This is a genomic window from bacterium, from assembly GCA_019912885.1.
Lineage (GTDB): Bacteria > Lernaellota > Lernaellaia > JACKCT01 > JACKCT01 > JAIOHV01.
On the sequence record JAIOHV010000056.1, the window covers coordinates 50,373 to 68,112 of the forward strand.

Here is a 17,740-nt window from a genome sequence, read left to right on the forward strand (position 1 = left end):
GATTCCTGTGCGCCACGTTGACGCGGCCCCCCGGCGGACTTACCTTTGGGAAAAGGTCCGCCCGCCGTTGACGCGGCGCGGCGGCTCTCATTTGGGAGGAAAAATGGCCAATGTCATGACCCTGACCGACGGCAACTTCCAGAAGGAAGTGCTTGAGTCCGACGTTCCCGTTCTCGTCGATTTCTGGGCGCCGTGGTGCGGCCCGTGCCGCATGGTCAGCCCCATCGTCGAGGAGCTGGCGTCCGAATATGCCGGCCAGGTGAAGGTCGGCAAGCTGAACGTCGACGAAAATCAGGAGACCGCGATGAACTACAAGGTTCGCGGCATCCCGACGCTGATCATCTTCAAGGGCGGCGGACCGGCGGACCAGATGGTCGGCGCGGCACCGAAGGCTCGCCTCGAGCAGTTCGTCAAAGGCCAGCTCTAGGCGCGGCCCGCCAACCCGCGTAACGCGGAATCCCGGCGCTTCGATTGGCTCGAAGCGCCGTTTCCGTATGCACGCGAGTCGATTCGATCAGGCGTTGCGATCGCGGCCGAAGGGATCGCCGATCAGCGATTCCGAATGCGCCGCGCACAGCCATTGCCCGTTGTGACGCACCCACGTCGAGCTCTCGGCAGCGTCCAGTTCAAACGGCCGGCCATCGATCTCGCCTGTTTCGTGAACCTGATAGGCGACGACCGCGGCGTTTCGGCCGAGCATCCGGACCTTGGGTTCGCCCCGGAACTGGAAGTCCTTCAGCGTCCATTTGCCGTCATTGAACATGCTGACGAGCGCGTCCCGGCCGATGCTGGCCGCCCCCTGCGGTCCGGCCAGCAGGCAAGGCTCGTCGGTCAGGGACGCGCAGGTTTGCGCGTCGTTATCCTTCATCGCCTGCCAATATTTCTTCTCAAGTTCCATGATCTCGTTTTCGACGGATTTTCTAGCCATGACGAAACCCCCTTGTTCCCGTCGGAATATAGACGGATCAAGGGCTCCGGCCTCCGGGAATTTCGGCGCGCGGTAAGGCGCACCACGCGCCAAGATTGACTTGCGTCCGACCGGCGCGAACAATGCTCGCCGCCTTATACTCCTGCCGAAAGAAAAAGGTTCAGGACTCGCGTGCCGCCAAAAGGGTATCGATCGTCTGTCAACGCGCTTGGCGCGGCCGTCGTGATGGCGTTCGTGGCGTTTTTTCCCGGCGCGCTGAACGCCCTGGCGCAGGATGTCGAGCCCGTCCCGGCGGATGCCGATCCGCACGCGCCGCCGGACGAACTTTCCGCCAATCCTGACCGGGACTTTCACCATACGCTCGGCCTGATGGCGTTCGAGCAGGAGGACTTCGAGCGCGCGTTTTCCTATTTCGCGCGCGCGCTGCGTTCGGCTCCCGACGATACCGCGTTGCTTGTCGCGTTCGCCGAGTCGGCCATTCATCTCGAACGATGGGATCGCGCGATCTCGGCGCTGCGCCGTGCCTTGCGCATTGACCCGGTGCACGCGCGCGCGCGGTTCCTGGTCGGGCTGATCGCCTATCGCCAGGGTCGCTATCGCGACGCGCTCGATTCGTTCGACGGCGCGTCGGACGCGGGTTTCGACGAGCCGATGTTGCGCTTTTACCGCGGCGCGAGCCGCTTCAAGATCGGCGAATGGGAGTCGGCGCGGCGCGATCTGGAATTCGCGGTCGCCGAGCTTCCCGAAACGCATCCGAACAGCCGCTTTTATCTTGGCGTCACGTATTTCGAACTGGAGGATTACCGCGAGGCCGTCGACGAGCTGGAGATCGTCGTCGATACGGCGGACGACCCGGCTCTCGAACGGGTGGCGGCGCGGATCCTCGACGAGGCCCAGGCGCGCGCCAGGCGCTACAAGTGGTGGGAAATCGGCGTTGAGCTGGGCGCGGCGTATGACACCAATGTTCTCTACGAGCCCGCGGACGACATTGTCGCGGGTGAAGACGGCGCGTATGCGTTCGGCATGTTCGAAGGGACGGTTTATCCCTGGCGCACGCCGGATGGTTACGTCGGCGCCGGGTTTCATTTCTTCCAGAGCGTTCACCTTGCCGACCAGGACGACGCGATCCGCGAATTCGATCTGCTGGTGAACGCGTTTTCGCTCGACAGCCAGGTGCGGGTGCGCCATGCGATGCCCGAGTTTCACGTGGGGATCGGGTACGAGATCAGCGACGTATTTTTGGGCACGGATCGTTACGAGGTGGCGCAGGAGATCGAGCCAAGCGCCACGCTCGTCGAATCGGCGCGAACGGCCACGCGGGCCAGCGTCGCCTTCCGGCAAAAGGCGTTTCCGGATTTTGACGCGCGCGATGGCGTCGCCGTCGAGCCGACCGTCGCGCAGTTGTTCGAGCCGGCGCGGCCGGCCGGCGCGAAGGCGGCGATTGAACTTGGGTATTTGCAAAACAGCGCCGCCAGCGATCTGTATGATTATTACGGCGGGCGTCTTTTTTACGGCATGAGCGTGCCGCTGCGCCGCGATCTCACATCGAGCGGGGCGGTCGAGTTTCGATACCAGGATTACGTCAATCACATCGGCAACCGGCGGGATCAGCGCCTTTCGCTGGACCTGGGTTTGCGCTACGACTTTGTCAGTTTTATCTATGGCCAGCTTATGTTCCGGCACGCGCGCAACGATTCCCTGTCGGATTATCGCTGGCAGAAAAACGTCGTTGCCGTCGCGTTTGGCGCCGCGTTTTGAATCTCCGGTATTTCGTTCGCCGGCGCGGTTGGACCGTCAGATTTTCGCGGAAACATCGAAAAACTGAGGGAAAATCCGACACTTGCATTAGGCTACCCGAAGAAAAACCGCAAGAAAATCAAGTCTTTTAACGTTAGGCACGCCTGTTGCTTGAATCTTGAATTTGGAAGAAATTTCGGCGGGCGTGGTGCGCCCGGGCAAGGCCGCACCCGATTGCCCCGCGGGAGACGATACGTGAATTCGACGCTGCCCAACCATCTCTTGCGATTGATCGGCGCGGCTGCGCTGGCGTTTGTGATCATTGCGATCGCGTTTCTCGGCACGGCCTGTCAAAATCATTCGGCCGGCTCGTCGGGCGACGAGGACACCGCCTCCCGGGCTCTGGGTCTGGTACGCTGCCAGGACTGCGAGGAAGTCCTCGACTGGATGCGCCTCGTCGCGTTGACGCAGGTCGAGCGCGCCGCGGCTCAGGCCATCGACGGCGCGCGCGAATCCGACGACGCGATGGGCGGCGCCGAGGGCGATAATGCCACAGGCGGCGACGACGACGCCCCCGGCGATCCGAATGGCGAATCGGGCGATGGGGCCGATGACGACCACTCCGACACAAACGTCCAGGAGCAGGGGGTCGACGAGGCCGACATCGTCAAGACCGACGGCGAGTGGATCTATCTGCTTGCCGGCGGAAATTTCATCATCGCGGATGCGCGGCCCGCCGCCCAAATGCATGAGGCCGCGCGCCTTGCCCTTGCCGGTCATCCGCGCGAGCTGTTCGTGGCCGCCGACCTCGCCATTATCTTCTCGACGACCGCGCCGGGCGAATTGCCCGACGATGTCTGGCCGGAATTACCGCGCGAGGAACTTGGAACGTCGATCTTCGTGACGCAGATCGTCGACATCGCGGACCGCGCGTCGCCGCGCGTTTTGCGCACGCTTTATGCCGAGGGCTCGTATGTCAGCGCGCGCCGCGTGGACAACCTGGTTCGCATCGTGCTCGTCTCGCGACCGTTCACGGACGCGATCGAAAACTGGGTCGATCCGTGGTCGTATTTCGACGGTGGCGTGCCCGAAGACGACGCGGCGTTCGACCAGGCGGTCGGCGAGATGCTCGACGACGCGCGCGCGGCCATCGAGTCCTCAACGCTGGAGGACTGGATCCCGCGCTATTTCGATCGTCGGGCCGGTGGCGAGATGAGCGCCGGGTTTCTTTCGAAGTGCGCTGATTATTACCGCCCCCAGGAGCCGCTGGGCGGCGCGGTCTCGACGATCCTGACGATCGATCTATCCCAGCCGTACGACAAGCAGGAAGACGTCGGCTTGCTCGCCGACGGGCAGCTTCTCTACGCCACGACCGATTCGCTGTACGTCGCGGAAGAGGCGTCCGCCGTCCATGAGTGGATCGGCGAGGACGTGCGCCGCTCGATGATCCACAAATTCGCGACGCCCGCCGGCGCGACGCAGGCCAGTTACGTCGGCACCGGCGAGATCGATGGCTTCGTGCTCAACCAGTTCTCGATGAGCGAATTCGAGGGCAACCTGCGCGTCGCCGCGTCGACCGGATGGTGGGGCGAGGAGCTTTCGAGCATGGTGTACGTGCTGCGTCCCGCGGACGGCCTTCTTGAGGTCGCCGGCGAAATTCGCGGTATCGCGCCGGGTGAGGAACTGAAGTCCGCGCGCTTCTTCGGCGAGCGCGGTTACGTGGTGACTTTCGAGCAGACCGATCCGCTGTTTGTCATCGACCTGTCGGACCCGACCGATCCGCGGGTCGCGGGCGAACTCGAGATTCCCGGCTTTTCGACATACATCCACCCGGTCGATGATAACCACATCGTCACGATCGGCGAGGCCGGCGATGAAAATGGGCTGACCGGCGGCGTGCTGTTGCAGGTCTTCGACGTGGCGGACGCGGCGAATCCTGTACGCACGTTCGAGGAACTCGTCGCGACGGGTTGGGATGTCTATTCGCCGGCGGTCTACGACCCCAAGGCGTTTCTCTACTATCCGCCGGCGGAGCTTCTGGCCATTCCGGTCGTCGAATACGGTTGGGACGAGGGCGGCGAGGACGTACCTGGCAGCGAAGGCGGCGAGGGCGCGAAATCCGGCGATGCCGCTCCGCCGCCGGCCGAGCAGGGCGATGAGCCGGCGGACGGCGCGGACGAGGCGACAGGTCGTTCGTTCCTCGCGGTGTATCGCTTCAACGTCGCGGAGGGATTCTCGGAGTGGGGCGCCGTCGAGCATACGGACCTTTCCGCCGAAGCCGGCAGCGACTGGTTCGGCGAGGTACCGATCACGCGCCGCGGCCTTGTTATCGGCGACGCGATTTACAGCCTGTCCGACGCGGCGCTCGTCGCGACGAGCCTCGAAACGTTCGAAGACCTGGCATCGATCGCGCTGCCGTATAGCGCGGAAGACGCCTGGGGTGACGGATGGAGCGGCGGCGGTTCGACCGGCGGCGGTGACGGCGTTCCGGAGGACGAACCCGTCGGCGACTGAAACACGACGACGATTTGAGAAAAAAAAAGGCCGCCTCGCGCGGTCTTTTTTTGTGCTCGAATCGTCTGCCGGCTGCCCGGGCGGTTTGACAGCGCACCGGCATGTTTCCAGAATGTCGCGTCGTTCACCGGAGGATTCGTGCCCCGCATCGCCGTCATCGTTGCGCTTGCCGCGGCCGTCGCCGCTTTTGTCGCGTGCCAGGCGAGTCAGGAGGGCGATCCGCCCGATCCGCAATACGATTTGCTCATGGCGGACGGCAAACGCCTGCTCGAAGCCGGCGAGGGGCGCGACGCGGCCCGGCGGTTTTATGAAGCCGAGCGCCTTCGTCCGGGCGATTCGAACGCGTATCTCGGCGTCGCGATCGCGACCGCGCAAAAGCTGCTGATCCTGGCCGACGACGCGATCGATTTCGGCGCGGCGCTTGCGGGCCAGGAAGTCCCCGAGTCGGACGCGGACGCGCCATATCGCGCGCGCGAAAAATCGCATCACCGCACGCCGGAGGGCACGGACAGCGGCACGATTTTGCGGATGCTGCTTTCCCAGATCTTCGACGACCCGCTTGCGGAGCTCATCGATGCGTATGATGTCGCCGCCGCGGACAAGGGCATCGCCTTCGAGGTCGGCCCCATTCCGCTTGTGTTCGAGGAACAACCGCTTCTCAAATTGACGGGCGATTGGGATTCCGCGGATGTCGCGTTTTCCGGCGCGTTCGCGCACGCCTTGCGCGCGCTCGTGGATACGATCATCGCGACGGATTTCGGTTTTGACTTCGCGTCGCTGATGGACGCGATTCTCGTTTCGTCGAGGCTTCCCGCCGACGAATCGACCGGCTATCTGCTTGGCGTCGTCCTCGAGCTTCTCACCGATCCGAATCACCCTGGATTCCTGCTCGACAACGCCGAGTCCGAATACCGCATGCCCCGCGCGGGGCTGGCGCTCGGCCGCTTCTGCGACATGATGATCGAGGCGTTGACGACCGTCACGGACGCCGTCGGGCCTTTCGGGTACGTCGTCATCATCGACAACCACGTACACGATCCGAGCGAGCCGTATCGCTTCGCCGATCTTGATCCCTTCTCGCGCGATCTCATGGACGACATTCCCGCGCTGCTCGTTATTCTGGAGGAGGCGCGCGACAGCTTCTGGGACGGCACGGAGATAGACGTGCATCCCGGCGAGCCCGATCCGTTTGATCTTTCGCTCGTGAACGATCTGTTCGACGATCTGCCGCCGTTGTTGCCGTCCGTCGATCTCGATTTCGGCGGCTACTTCCTCGATCCGCGCCCGGAACTCTTCAAGGACTTCGTCGTTGAATTGCTCGGGTGCGCCGTCGATTATCCGGACGACACGGCGCGGCTTGTTTTTTGCCTGGCCAACGCGCTTGCCACCGACGAGTCGTAGCCATGCGTGACGCGGCGCGCCGATTCACGCTCGTCGTCGCGATCGTCGCGATTTGCGTCGCGGCATCGGGTTGCAACGACGACGAAGCGTTTCTCGATGACCCGAGCGTGTCCGAGATCATCGCGATCGGAAAAGAATATCTTGCCGACGAGCGCGGCGCCGAGGCCGCCGAGGCGTTCAAGGCCGCGCTCAAGAAGGACGGTGACAACGTCGAGGCGACGCTGGGCCTGTTCCTGTCGCAGATCATGCAGGTGACCAATATCGTCGATGAGTTGGCGAAGCTTTTGTCCGAGCTTGACCTGGGAGGCGCGAAGTCGACCGCCAAGGACAAAGTGCTCATCGGCGATTTGCTGCACGACTTTTTTCGCGACACGATGCTGACGCCGCTTTCCACCAACGAGACGCACTACGCCTTCCTCGTCGCGGCGGCGGATTTTCAATACGACTTTCCGCGCTACGCGCTGCGCGTCTCGACTATCGAGTTGTTCTCGTTTTCCGGCGAGTTCGACGTGACGGACGTGCACGCGCTCGGCGCCGTCAACGCGCTTTTTTACGGCGTCGTCGAGCTGCTTTTGGCGCACGATTTGAACTTCGACATCAATGCGCTCGCGTTGCCGGATTTCGCGGGGCTCTCGACCTTTGAGACGATCGCCGCCGTGCTGGACTTGGTCGAGGGGATGATGGCGAGCGAGCAATACCCCGATTTTCTCGCGCTTGACGAAAACGGCGTCACCCCCATGCAGACCGCGGGCGTCGCCTTTGGCGACGCCTTTGCGCGAATGACGTACGCGTTCGACGCCTTGGCCCTGGAGCGCGACACCCAGGGCGACGATCAATTCCGTTTTGACGATTTCGATCACGACAATCGATACGACGCACGCGACGAGCCGATTTACGTCGGTACGAGCTTCGACCTGCCCGCGGAATTGGCGGTCGCCATCGACATCACCGCGGCGGCGCTCGCGGTTGCGTTTTACGACGAGTCACCGAAGGACATCGATCCGAACGCGCGCAACCCCCTTAGCGCCTCGGATCTCAATGCGTTGCTGCGCGCGCTCGACGTTCTGCCGATCGTCATCGGCGAGGGGCCGCGCCCGCTTGTCATCGACGGCCTGCCCGGATTCATCACGATCGACATCGGCCCGTTTTTTGCGAACCCGTCGCACGACGGACTGCGCGCGTTTCTTCTGTCGATCATCGATCTGGTCAACTTCATCGACGAGTATCTCCCGGACGAGGCCGCATGAGCGGGGCGCTCGCCGGTCTCAAGGCGCCGCTTGCCGGCATCCGCTTCCTGCGGACGCATCCCAACCTGCTGCGTTGGTACGGCATACCGGTTTTGATCAATACCGTCGTGTACGTCGCGGGCGGATGGGTCTTCTTCGCGAAGCTGCCGGATATTCTCGGCTGGGTGTTTGAAAACCCCGACGCGTGGTGGGAACGGATTCTCTACTACGCGCTCGGCGTCGTGATCGGCGCGATCTTCGGGCTCATTCTGCTGTTCACTTTTACCGCGGTCGGCCTTGTGATCGCCGGGCCATTTCTAGAAGTGCTGAGCGAAAAAATCGACGCCGAGCGCTTGGGCACGCCCGCGCCGGACGGCTTGTCGTTTCTCGCGGACATACCGCGCATCGTCGGCACGCAGATTCGCTTTCTGTTGATGTTTCTGTTCGTGCAGGCGGTGTGCATCGTCATCTATTTCATCCCGGTCCTGGGGCAGATCGTCGGCGCGCCATTGCAGCTTTTCGTCACGGCGTATTTTTTCGCGTGGGAGTTCTGGGACATTCCGCTCGAACGACGCAAGCTCGACTTTCGCGCGAAGCGAAATTTCGTGTCCGCGAATCTCGGCGCGGCGCTCGCGTTTGGCGCCGTGATCTCGCTCTACATGTTCGTGCCGCTTTTGAATTTCATCATGATGCCCGCGTCCGTCGCCGGGGCGACGATCCTTGTCGGCGATATCGTGATGCAGAATCCCGCGCTGGCCGCGCCGTCGAAGGCGTGAGCGAAGGAGTTGCCGTCGTCAGGAGCCGGCCAGATCCTTCGCTTCGCTCAGGATGACGAAAGCGCGCTCAGGATGACAAGTGCGCACTCGAATTGACCGCAGGGTGGTTAGGGGGATGTTTACGCTTTTGTGATGACGTTCCAGTCTTTCAGTCTTTCAGTCTTTCGGTCTTCCAGCCTTTTCACTTCACCGTCCAGGTCGTGCCCGACGGCGAGTCCTTGATGATGATCCCCGCCTCGGCGAGCTCGTCGCGGATGGCGTCGGCCCTGGCGAAATCGCGCGCCGCACGTGCGTCCGCGCGCGCCTTGATCTTCGCCTCGATGCCGTCCGCGGACAGATTCCGCTTTTTCAGCGCCCGCCCGGAGCGAGCGGTGAAGTAGTCCGCCGGCGCGGACAGGCAGATGCCAAGGACGTCATTCATCTCGCGGAAGACGCGGCCAAGCTCTGTCATCAGCATCGCGCGGCCGGGCGCGGCGCCCGCGTTCGCGTCGGATGTCACCGCGTTCACTGCGCGGGCGATTTCAAACATGTGCCCGGTGGCCTTCGCGGTGTTGAAGTCGTCGTCCATCGCCACGAAAAACGCCGCGCGCGCCTCGCGGACCTCGCCAAGCAGTTCGGTTTGCCTTGCGTTCAGCGCGCCTTCGTCGAGCGACGCGTCGCCGGCCTCGCGCACGAGCGCGTCGTACGCGGCATACAGACGATCCACGCCGGCCTGCGCCTCAAGGACGATCTGTTCGCTGTAGTCGAGCGGGCTGCGGTAGTGTGCGGACAAAAGGAAATAACGCAGCGTTTCCGCGGCGTAGTTGTCGAGCACCGTGCGGATCGTGAAGAAGTTGCCCGTCGATTTGGCCATCTTCTCGTGGTTGAACTGCACGAAACCGTTGTGCATCCAGACCTTCGCGAGCGCCTGGCCGGTCGCGCCCTCGGTTTGCGCGATCTCGTTTTCGTGATGCGGAAACATCAGGTCGCGCCCGCCCCCGTGGATGTCGAAAGGCTGGCCCAGAAGATGCGCGCTCATCGCGGAGCACTCGATGTGCCAGCCTGGCCGCCCCGGCCCCCAGGGCGACGGCCAACTCGGCTCGCCGGGTTTGCTCGCCTTCCAGAGCGCGAAATCCGCGGGATGCTGCTTGCGTTCGTCGACGTCCACGCGCTCGCCGGCGATCAGGTCGTCGAGATTCTTCTTGGACAGCTTGCCGTAACCCGGGAACTTGCGCGCGCTGTAATAGACATCGCCCTCGAGAGGATACGCGAGACGCGCGGCGACGAGCTTTTCGATGAGCGCGATCATCTGCGGGATGTGGTCGGTCGCGCGCGGCTCGAACGTCGGCCGGGCGATGCCAAGGGGATCCATGTCCGCGTAAAACGCGTCGATATTATCGGCGACGAGCTCATGCCACGGCCGCCCCTGCTCGTTCGCGCGATTGATGATCTTGTCGTCGACGTCCGTGAAGTTGCGCGCGTAATCGACCTGAAACCCCTTATGACGCAGGTAGCGCACGACGGTGTCGAACACGACCTGGCTGCGAGCGTGACCAACGTGGCAGCGGTCGTATACCGTGACGCCGCAGACGTAGATCCGCACGCGCCCCGGCTCGAGGGGGGAGAACTCCTCCTTCTGCTGCGTCATCGTGTTGTAAATCCGAAGGGCCATGAATGCTCCAAAAAGCGATTGCGATGTCAGAGCCGCAAGCGTCAGCGCGCGGGCTACCACGCGCCGTCACGGACAAACGGCGACCGACAATGGACGACTGGCGAGCGGCGACCGCAGTCCAACGATCGACAACCGCAGACCTCATCCGTCATGCTAAGCCCGCGTCCGTCATCCTGGCACTGCGTCCGTCATCCTGGCACGGCGTCCGTCATCCTGAGCGAAGCGAAGGATCTGGCCGTGCCCGGTTGACGGCAGCGTATGCCAGCGACGGCGCCGGATTCTGCCAACACGCGAATCGAAACGCAAACGGCACGCACGCCGCCCACGATCAAATAGACGCAATGGAGATTTGAAAAAATGGATATCAAGCCGATTCGAAACGAGCGCGATCATCGCAAGGCGTTGAAGCGTATCGAAGAAATCATGGACGCCCAGCCCGGTACGCCCGAATTTGACGAACTCGACGTTTTGGCAACGTTGGTCGATGCCTTTGAAACCGGACATTTCCCGATTGACGCGCCCGATCCCGTCGAAGCGATCCGGTTTCGGATGGAGCAGATGGGGCTGACGCGCAAGGAATTGGAGCCTTTCATCGGCTCGCGCGGACGCGTTTCCGAGGTGCTAAGCGGGCGCCGTCCGATGAGCCTGGCGATGATTCGTAAGCTGCACCGCGGTCTCGGGATTCCCGCGGATGTCCTGATTTCGGAATACCGCGATTAACGCGCGGAAAGCCTTTCCGTCACCGCCCCGCGCGGCAGGTCGCCCGTGGCGAAAGCGCGGCAGTATTTTCGGACCACGCAATCCACGCACCGCGGCTTGCGCGCGTCGCAGATGCGTTGGCCGTGGTGGATGATCGCGTGCGAGAAGTGCGTCCAGTCGGCGCGCGGAATCAATTCGTTCAAGTCAAACTCGATCTTCACCGGATCGGTTTCGTCCGTGAGCCCGATGCGTTTTGATACGCGCTGCATGTGCGTATCGACGGTGATGCCCGGGGTGTTGAAGGCGTTGCCAAGCACGACGTTCGCGGTCTTTCGCCCCACGCCGGGCAGCTTGACGAGATCCTCCATCGTCACGGGAACCTGGCCGTCGTGCCTGTTCAGGATCGCCGCCGCCGCGCCCATGATCGAGCGCGCCTTGTTCTTGTAAAAGCCGGTCGACCGGATCGCGGCCTCAAGCTCCTCGGGCTTCGCCTTCGCGAACGACTTCGCGTCCGGATATTTCGCGAACAACGCGGGCGTGACCATGTTAACGCGCGCGTCGGTGCACTGCGCGGACAGGATCGTCGCGACGAGAAGCTGCATCGGCGTTCGATAGTTGAGCGCGCATTTGACGTCGGGATACTCGCGCGCGAGCAGCCGCCAGATGGCGCGCGCGTGTTTTTTGCGCTCGGCGGGCGGGGCGGATGGGTTCATGCGCGGGCACGGTCCCGCGCGGTGCTCATGGACAAATTGGACATGATGGACCGAATAGATATCATGGACATATCAACGGCGGTCCATCCGCGCACGCCTTCATTCCGTTTTCCGCGCGAGCTCACTCCTCGTCGCGATCCTTTTTCGCCTGCTCGATGATTTTTTGCGCCAGCTCGTGCGGTAGCTCCTGATAGTGATCGAATTCCGCCAGATAAGCGCCGCGGCCGCTGGTCATCGAGCGCAGGTCGGGTTCGTAACGCAGGATCTCGGCTAGCGGCACCATCGCGCGCACGACGGTGTTCTTGCCGATTGTCTCGAAACCCTGAACCTGGCCGCGCCGGCTCGACAGATCGCCCATGATGTCGCCGGTGTTCTCCTCCGGCGCGACGATTTCCATTTTGTACACGGGTTCGAGCAGGGTCGGATTCGCCTTCAGGACCGCTTCCTTGAACGCCATCGAACCGGCCATCTTGAAGGCTTGCTCGGAGCTATCGACGTCGTGCGTTTTGCCGTCGACAAGATCGACCTGGAAATCCACCGTCGGGAAGCCCGCGACCGGCCCGCGTTCGGACGCCTCGCGGATTCCCTTGTCCACGGCGGGGATAAACGTCTTGGGAATCACCCCGCCGACGATCTTGTCGTGGAACTCGTAGCCGCCGCCGCGCGGAAGCGGCGCGACGATGATCTCGCACTCGCCGAACTGCCCGCGCCCGCCGGATTGCTTGCGGTGACGGTAGCGCGTCGTCGCCTTGCCTTTCACCGTCTCCAGATACGGGATCTTCGGCAATCCGAGTTCCGCCTCCTGCTTGTAGCGGCGCGCGAGTTTTTCCATCGTCACCTCGATGTGCCCCGTGCCCATGCCGGAAAGCACGACCTCATGCGTCTGCGCGTCTTTCACGACGCGCAGCGTCGGGTCGTCCTCGGCGATCTTCAGGAGGCTGCCGATCACCTTGTCCTCGTCGCCTTTGACTTTCGGATGCACCGAGAACGAAATGCGCGGCGGCGGCACGGTGATGAGGTCGTAAACGATCTCGTGCTTCTCGTCGCACAGCGTATCGCCGACGCGCGTGTGCTTCAGCTTGGTCAGGCCGACGATGTCGCCGACGACCGCCCGTTCCAGATTTTCGGTGTTCTTGCCCTGAATCTTCACAAGGCCGCCCATGCGCTCTTGCGTGCCGGTGTTCGGATTGAGCGCCGTTCCCTCGGCGCCGACCTCGCCAGAAAGGACGCGGGCGACCGACAGACCGCCGGCGAACAACGAATTGTTCTTGAAGACGATCGCCGAAAACGGCGCATCGGGCGAACTTTCGCGCGTTTCCTCGGTGTTCGTGCGCGGATTCTTGCCGACGGCGGCCGGGCGCTCGAGGGGGCTTGGAAACGCGTCGACGCAAAGGTCGAGCAAAAACGGCAGCCCCGCGTTCTTGATCGCGGATCCGCAAAGAACCGGATACGCCGCGCCCGCGGCTACGGCTTTTTTCAAGACGGAGAAAATCTCGTCGTGCGTAAGTTCCTCGCCGCCGAGATACTTCTCCATCAACGCCTCGTCGTTTTCCGCAATGGCCTCGAGCGCGGCGATGCGCAACTCCTCGACGCGGTCGGTGAGGTCACCGGGCATGTCGATCGGCTGCGCCTCGCCCTTATCGTTGAACTTGTAAGCCTTCTTCTCGAGCACATCGACCACACCGGCAAAACCGGCTTCCTGGCCGATCGGAATCGTCAGCGGTACGACGCTGATCTTGAACGATTCGCGGATGTCGTCGAGCGTGCGGTCGAAATCCGCGCGCTCGCGATCGAGCTTGTTGACGAAAAACGCGCGGGGCAGATTGCGTTCGGCGGCGGCATTCCAGAACCTCTCCGTCTGCACCTCGACGCCGCTGGCCGCGCAAATCGTGATGAGTGCCGCGTCCGCGACCTGCAACGCCCACAGGGCTTCGGTCACGAAATTTGCGCCGCCCGGAGCGTCGACCAGGTTGACGCGCTGCTTTTTCCAGTCGCAATAAACGGCGGTCGCGCTGATCGAGTATCCGCGCGATTTTTCCTCCGCCTCGAAATCGCTGACGGTGTTGCCGTCCTCGACGCGGCCCATGCGGTTGGTCACGCCGCAAAGGTACATCATCGCCTCGACAAGCGAGGTCTTGCCCGTCGCGCCGTGGCCGATGAGAGCGACGTTGCGCAGCCTGGTCGATTCCACACTTTTCATGGATGGCCTCCGAAAACGCCGGACGCGGATCGGCCGTCCGGTGCATTCCGTTTCGGAAACGCGGGCGGCGAGATTCGGCCTGCGGGAGTCAAAACGCGAGCAAACGAGCCCGAATATTAGTGAGCGCCAAAGGTGAGCGCAAGGCGGCGCGGGAATCGAAGATTCGCGCGATCGGCGGCGTCGCCGGCGCAAGCGCGCCAGGCCGTGGGCCGCCCCTCGCGGTCATGCGCCGGTGTCGCGTTTCGTTTGTGGCTATCTCAGCAACCGCAGGCCCCGCATCCGTCGTCGTCATCGTTATCGTCGTCGTCGTCATCGTCGGCCTGATCGTCGTCGTCCTCATTATCGTCGTCGCCGGCCTGGTCGTCGTCGTCATCGTCGGAGTCATCGTCGGAGTCATCGTCGTCGTCAGAGTCATCGTCGTCATCGCCGAGGCAGTCGTTCGTATCGCCGGGGGAGGGCACGTCCACTGTCCAGGTCACCGAAAGATTCTCGCTCGTCTCGTCGTGGCTTTCGCCCGCCATGAATTCGCATCCGTTATTGTCGCCGGTCTTGACCTCGTCGCCTTCCGTCTCGTCGCAACGCTGGAAGCTCTCTCCCGTCGGGTTCGGAGCGGCGTCGATAAGATCCTGATCCGCGGCGGCGGTGTCGTCTTCGTACACGCTTTCGGCGGCGTCCATATCGATGCCGTCGATCGAGACGCCCGTCTTGTCGATAAATCCGGATTTGTCGCCGAAGCCCGCGATGTCACAGTCGCACACTAGGTCGTTGTTGTGGTGCCACCAGTAGGTGACGACGGCGGGACCGGACTGGAACAGGTCGCCCTGATCGGCGATCGACCCCGGGAACGCCTGCCACATCTCCGGCACGCCGTCGTCGCCGCCTCCGTCCTCGAAGAGTTCGTAGTCCGGTTTGAATCCGTAGGCCGCCTCGAAACTCTCCGAGCCGTCGAGGGAGACAACAACGACGTCGCCAGGATCGATCCCGTGGGTGTCCGTTGGAAACCGCGCGTTAAAATATCCGCCCGAACCGGATTTCGTATCGACGGAGGCATCCTGCGTGACGACGCCGTAATACAGATCGCTGTTGGACAAATAGATGTTGCCCAAGCCGATCCAGAAAGGGGTCGGGTTGTACAATTCGATAAAGTCCGATCCGTGCGGCACCGCCACGATCTCGGACAAAAGCGGGCACTGGTCCGACGCGAACACGACGAGATCATCGTCATCATCGTCATCGTCATCGTCATCATCATCGTCGTCGTCCTCGCCTCCTCCGCCGTCGTCATCGTCGTCGTCAAGGGGCGTGGGGTCGTCGATCTCGAGGATGATCCAGTCGCACTCCTGCATGTCGGAACCGTCGTCGCCTTCGCCGATCGTCACGGGAAATTCGCAGCGGATGGGCTGGTCGGGGCCGTAGATGATCGGGTTGTGCTCGGACCCAAAAAGGTATTCCTTGTCCAGCGAATCGACGATCGGTTCGCCGGTCACTCCGTCCGACGGCACGATGAACACCCGAACCGACGCGCCACCGGGAAGCGCGCGCATATTGATCCGGTAGCGCCAGTTCTTCGAGGAACCCGCATCGAGGAGATCGTCGATCGAGGGATGCAACGCGAGTTTCGGATTCTGCGAAAATCCGTCGGCTCCGTTGAATGGTTGAGCCACGATTTTCCAGCCGTCCGCGTCCTTGCCGATCCAGGCGGGCGGATCGCCGGTCGGGGATTCCCAGCGTCCGGTCACGTCGTTGAAAACCATCCCGGCGATGCCCAGGTGATTCCCCATGTTGTCATAATGATCGACGAAATAATCCCAACCGTTCGAGTTCCCGTCGCGCGGCCAATAATAGCCTGCGAGGGCGACGTCGGTTAGAAGGCTCACAAAGAAAGCGACCACCACAACGACAAAATTGGCGCGCCGCATGACTCCCTCCGAATTTTTGTGCGACCAAATCATGCGCCTTGCCCCAAACGCCGGCGGTTCAAACGTCATAAATTGTTAGATGCGTTACTATTCTATCCGGCGTGTCCCCGTTTTCGACGTGACGCGCCGATTTGCTCGCGGACTCGCGGGGTGATATGAGGCCGCCGATCGGAGGTGTGCGTGCGCCGGACGTGGTTGATCCCCGCTGCCCTGATCGCCTGTTTGCCAGCCGCGCAATTCGTCGCGCAGTTTCCTTTGCGCGCGATTTATCCCGGCCATCTCGAGATCATGGAAGGGCAGATGCTCCTTCAGGCGTGGCGCGTCGCAACCGGCGAGCCGCTCTACGTCGAGCCGTCACTCTCCGCGATCGCACCGCCGTATTTCCCGCTCTGGTTTCACGCCGTCGCGTTGCTGATGCGCGTTATCGGCGAACCCGCGTGGTGGACGGGCCGGCTCGTCTCGTTTCTTTCGGCGCTTGGTGTCGGCGCGCTGTTTTTCGCGTTCGGCAAAAGGGAAGGGCGCGGCCGCATCGCGGGCGCCGTCGCGGCGGGATTGTTCTTCGCAACTTACGGACTGACCGGCGCCTACTGGGATTTGGCGCGCGTCGATTCACTGCCGCTCGCGCTCGGCTTCGCTGCCTTTGTCCTTCCCGTGCTGCGCCCGACGTGGATATCCGCCGTCGCGGCGGGTGCGTTGATGGCGCTTTCGGTTCTCGGCAAGCAGACGCAGATCGCGTTCATTCCCGTGCTGGTCTTTGCATTCCTGCCCTCGAGCCTTTGGCGGGGCATCGTCGCGGCGCTCATCGCATCCGCGTTGTCCGCAATCGCTGTTTTCGCGATCAACGACGCAAGCGACGGCTGGATGTGGAAATACACCATCGACATGGTCGCGCATCATCACATTCGTGCCGAGCGTTATTCCCTCTTCGCGCTCTGGCTCGCGAAACATTTCGGCGTCCATCTCGCACTCATCGCGGCGTACCTCGTCACGCGCCTGGCACGGCGTGCGTGGCGAGAGATTTTCGGCGAACCGTGGTTCTACTTCATCGGCGCGGGCGTGATCCTCGCGGTCGCGATCTGGCGGATCGACGGCGCGTATCACAATTCGCTCATCCCCGCGGCGATGGCGATGGTCGCGGGCGCCGTTGTTTTTGGCGCGCGGCTTGCGCGCGAATACGCGCACCAACTGCCGCAAACAAACGCGGCGCGCGCCATTCTCGCGACGATGGTCGTCGCCGTCATGCTCGTGATGGGCGGCTATCCGTTCGCACTCGGGCATCCGCTGTGGAAGCAGGTTCCGACGCGCTCGATGCGGCATGCCGTAAAACGCCTGAACGCCACGGTCGCGGCGTATCCCGGCACGGTCTACATGCCGTTTCACACGCTGCTTTCCAACCCGAACCGGCATCTTCCGCACAACGTGCCGCTTCGCGATCTGGCGGCGAGCCCGTGGGGACGCACGCACCACCGGCGTCTCATGCGCGAATTGCGTGATCTCAAGATCGACGCCTTCCTGACCAAGAGCCGCAGACACCAACCCGCCCGTTTTCTTCCGATCCTCGCCGGGATGAAGCGCGAAAAAATGCCCAAACGCCTGATGGCGAAAACCGGCCCGCTTACCGGGTGGCCCGACGCGCTTTACGAACGGCCGGAAAGCGCGGGGACGATGGCAAAGACCCATCGGGAAACGCGCAAAAATCGCCGGCGTTGAACCGCGTTCCCAAACACCAACGGCCACCGATCTTGCGGCGGCCGTTTTGCGTTGGTCGATGTGCAGAAGGGGGGACTCGAACCCCCACATCCTTTCGGATACCAGCCCCTCAAGCTGGCGCGTCTACCAATTCCACCACTTCTGCGTCCATTCTCAACAACAGCGCGCGTCGGGCCGCGCCGCGTCTTGATTTTATCACTCGCCGCCGGTCGGTGAAGCCTCGGCTTCGGCCGCCGGAGCGGACGTCGCCGGTGCGCCTTCCGCGG

13 protein-coding genes and 1 tRNA gene are annotated in these 17,740 nt (G+C 62.9%); 8 read left to right on the forward strand and 6 right to left on the reverse strand.

Features of this window, described 5'->3' with window-relative positions; all coding sequences use genetic code 11:
• The first annotated feature begins 103 nt into the window (after positions 1–103).
• Complete coding sequence (trxA, locus tag K8I61_04810) at positions 104–427, forward strand: thioredoxin (protein MBZ0271334.1); 324 nt, start codon at positions 104–106, stop codon at positions 425–427.
• Between the two features lie 87 nt (positions 428–514).
• Here trxA and K8I61_04815 read toward each other — a convergent pair whose 3' ends face one another.
• Entirely contained in the window at positions 515–928 is a 414-nt protein-coding gene (locus K8I61_04815) for a nuclear transport factor 2 family protein (GenBank protein ID MBZ0271335.1), read from the reverse strand.
• Positions 929–1,099: 171 nt separating this feature from the next.
• Between K8I61_04815 and K8I61_04820 the strand changes: the two genes are divergently transcribed.
• The 5 genes from K8I61_04820 (at position 1,100) to K8I61_04840 (ending at position 8,582) form a co-directional block, all read left to right on the forward strand.
• On the forward strand, positions 1,100–2,686 hold the full coding sequence (locus K8I61_04820; protein ID MBZ0271336.1) for a tetratricopeptide repeat protein: 1,587 nt from the start codon (positions 1,100–1,102) through the stop codon (positions 2,684–2,686).
• 234 nt (positions 2,687–2,920) lie between these two features.
• Entirely contained in the window at positions 2,921–5,179 is a 2,259-nt protein-coding gene (locus K8I61_04825; GenBank protein MBZ0271337.1) for a beta-propeller domain-containing protein, read from the forward strand.
• Positions 5,180–5,317: 138 nt separating this feature from the next.
• The gene (locus tag K8I61_04830) at positions 5,318–6,580 is read left to right on the forward strand and encodes a hypothetical protein (protein MBZ0271338.1); all 1,263 of its coding nucleotides are present in this window, start codon (positions 5,318–5,320) and stop codon (positions 6,578–6,580) included.
• A 2-nt stretch (positions 6,581–6,582) separates the two neighbouring features.
• On the forward strand, positions 6,583–7,827 hold the full coding sequence (locus K8I61_04835) for a hypothetical protein (GenBank protein MBZ0271339.1): 1,245 nt from the start codon (positions 6,583–6,585) through the stop codon (positions 7,825–7,827).
• The gene (locus K8I61_04840; GenBank protein ID MBZ0271340.1) at positions 7,824–8,582 is read left to right on the forward strand and encodes an EI24 domain-containing protein; all 759 of its coding nucleotides are present in this window, start codon (positions 7,824–7,826) and stop codon (positions 8,580–8,582) included. The genes K8I61_04835 and K8I61_04840 overlap by 4 nt, the downstream gene beginning before the upstream one ends.
• Positions 8,583–8,763: 181 nt before the next feature.
• Here the strand turns inward: K8I61_04840 and cysS are convergent, their stop codons facing one another.
• Positions 8,764–10,233, reverse strand: coding sequence for a cysteine--tRNA ligase (cysS, locus tag K8I61_04845; protein MBZ0271341.1), 1,470 nt, complete (start codon positions 10,231–10,233; stop codon positions 8,764–8,766).
• Positions 10,234–10,590: 357 nt separating this feature from the next.
• Between cysS and K8I61_04850 the strand changes: the two genes are divergently transcribed.
• Positions 10,591–10,953 (forward strand): helix-turn-helix domain-containing protein, encoded by a 363-nt coding sequence (locus K8I61_04850; protein ID MBZ0271342.1) that lies wholly within the window; start codon positions 10,591–10,593, stop codon positions 10,951–10,953.
• Here the strand turns inward: K8I61_04850 and nth are convergent.
• The 3 genes from nth to K8I61_04865 form a co-directional block, all read right to left on the reverse strand.
• Entirely contained in the window at positions 10,950–11,645 is a 696-nt protein-coding gene (gene nth / locus K8I61_04855) for an endonuclease III (GenBank protein ID MBZ0271343.1), read from the reverse strand. The two genes, K8I61_04850 and nth, sit on opposite strands and share 4 nt — an antisense overlap.
• 121 nt (positions 11,646–11,766) lie before the next feature.
• Positions 11,767–13,845 (reverse strand): elongation factor G, encoded by a 2,079-nt coding sequence (fusA, locus tag K8I61_04860; GenBank protein ID MBZ0271344.1) that lies wholly within the window; start codon positions 13,843–13,845, stop codon positions 11,767–11,769.
• Positions 13,846–14,102: 257 nt separating this feature from the next.
• Entirely contained in the window at positions 14,103–15,764 is a 1,662-nt protein-coding gene (locus K8I61_04865) for a hypothetical protein (protein ID MBZ0271345.1), read from the reverse strand.
• A 222-nt stretch (positions 15,765–15,986) separates the two neighbouring features.
• Here K8I61_04865 and K8I61_04870 point away from each other — a divergent pair, with 222 nt between their 5' ends.
• Positions 15,987–17,474 (forward strand): hypothetical protein, encoded by a 1,488-nt coding sequence (locus K8I61_04870; GenBank protein ID MBZ0271346.1) that lies wholly within the window; start codon positions 15,987–15,989, stop codon positions 17,472–17,474.
• 61 nt (positions 17,475–17,535) lie between these two features.
• Here K8I61_04870 and K8I61_04875 read toward each other — a convergent pair.
• Positions 17,536–17,619: transfer RNA gene (locus K8I61_04875), tRNA-Leu, on the reverse strand.
• Positions 17,620–17,740 lie beyond the last annotated feature (121 nt).

Coding starts and splice junctions, on each gene's coding strand:
- K8I61_04835 (MBZ0271339.1), top strand. CDS start 6,583: ATGCGTGACGCGGCGCGCCGATTCACGCTCGTCGTCGCGATCGTCGCG.
- K8I61_04865 (MBZ0271345.1), bottom strand. CDS start 15,764: ATGCGGCGCGCCAATTTTGTCGTTGTGGTGGTCGCTTTCTTTGTGAGC.
- K8I61_04815 (MBZ0271335.1), bottom strand. CDS start 928: ATGGCTAGAAAATCCGTCGAAAACGAGATCATGGAACTTGAGAAGAAA.
- K8I61_04840 (MBZ0271340.1), top strand. CDS start 7,824: ATGAGCGGGGCGCTCGCCGGTCTCAAGGCGCCGCTTGCCGGCATCCGC.
- cysS (MBZ0271341.1), bottom strand. CDS start 10,233: ATGGCCCTTCGGATTTACAACACGATGACGCAGCAGAAGGAGGAGTTC.
- K8I61_04850 (MBZ0271342.1), top strand. CDS start 10,591: ATGGATATCAAGCCGATTCGAAACGAGCGCGATCATCGCAAGGCGTTG.
- trxA (MBZ0271334.1), top strand. CDS start 104: ATGGCCAATGTCATGACCCTGACCGACGGCAACTTCCAGAAGGAAGTG.
- nth (MBZ0271343.1), bottom strand. CDS start 11,645: ATGAACCCATCCGCCCCGCCCGCCGAGCGCAAAAAACACGCGCGCGCC.
- fusA (MBZ0271344.1), bottom strand. CDS start 13,845: ATGAAAAGTGTGGAATCGACCAGGCTGCGCAACGTCGCTCTCATCGGC.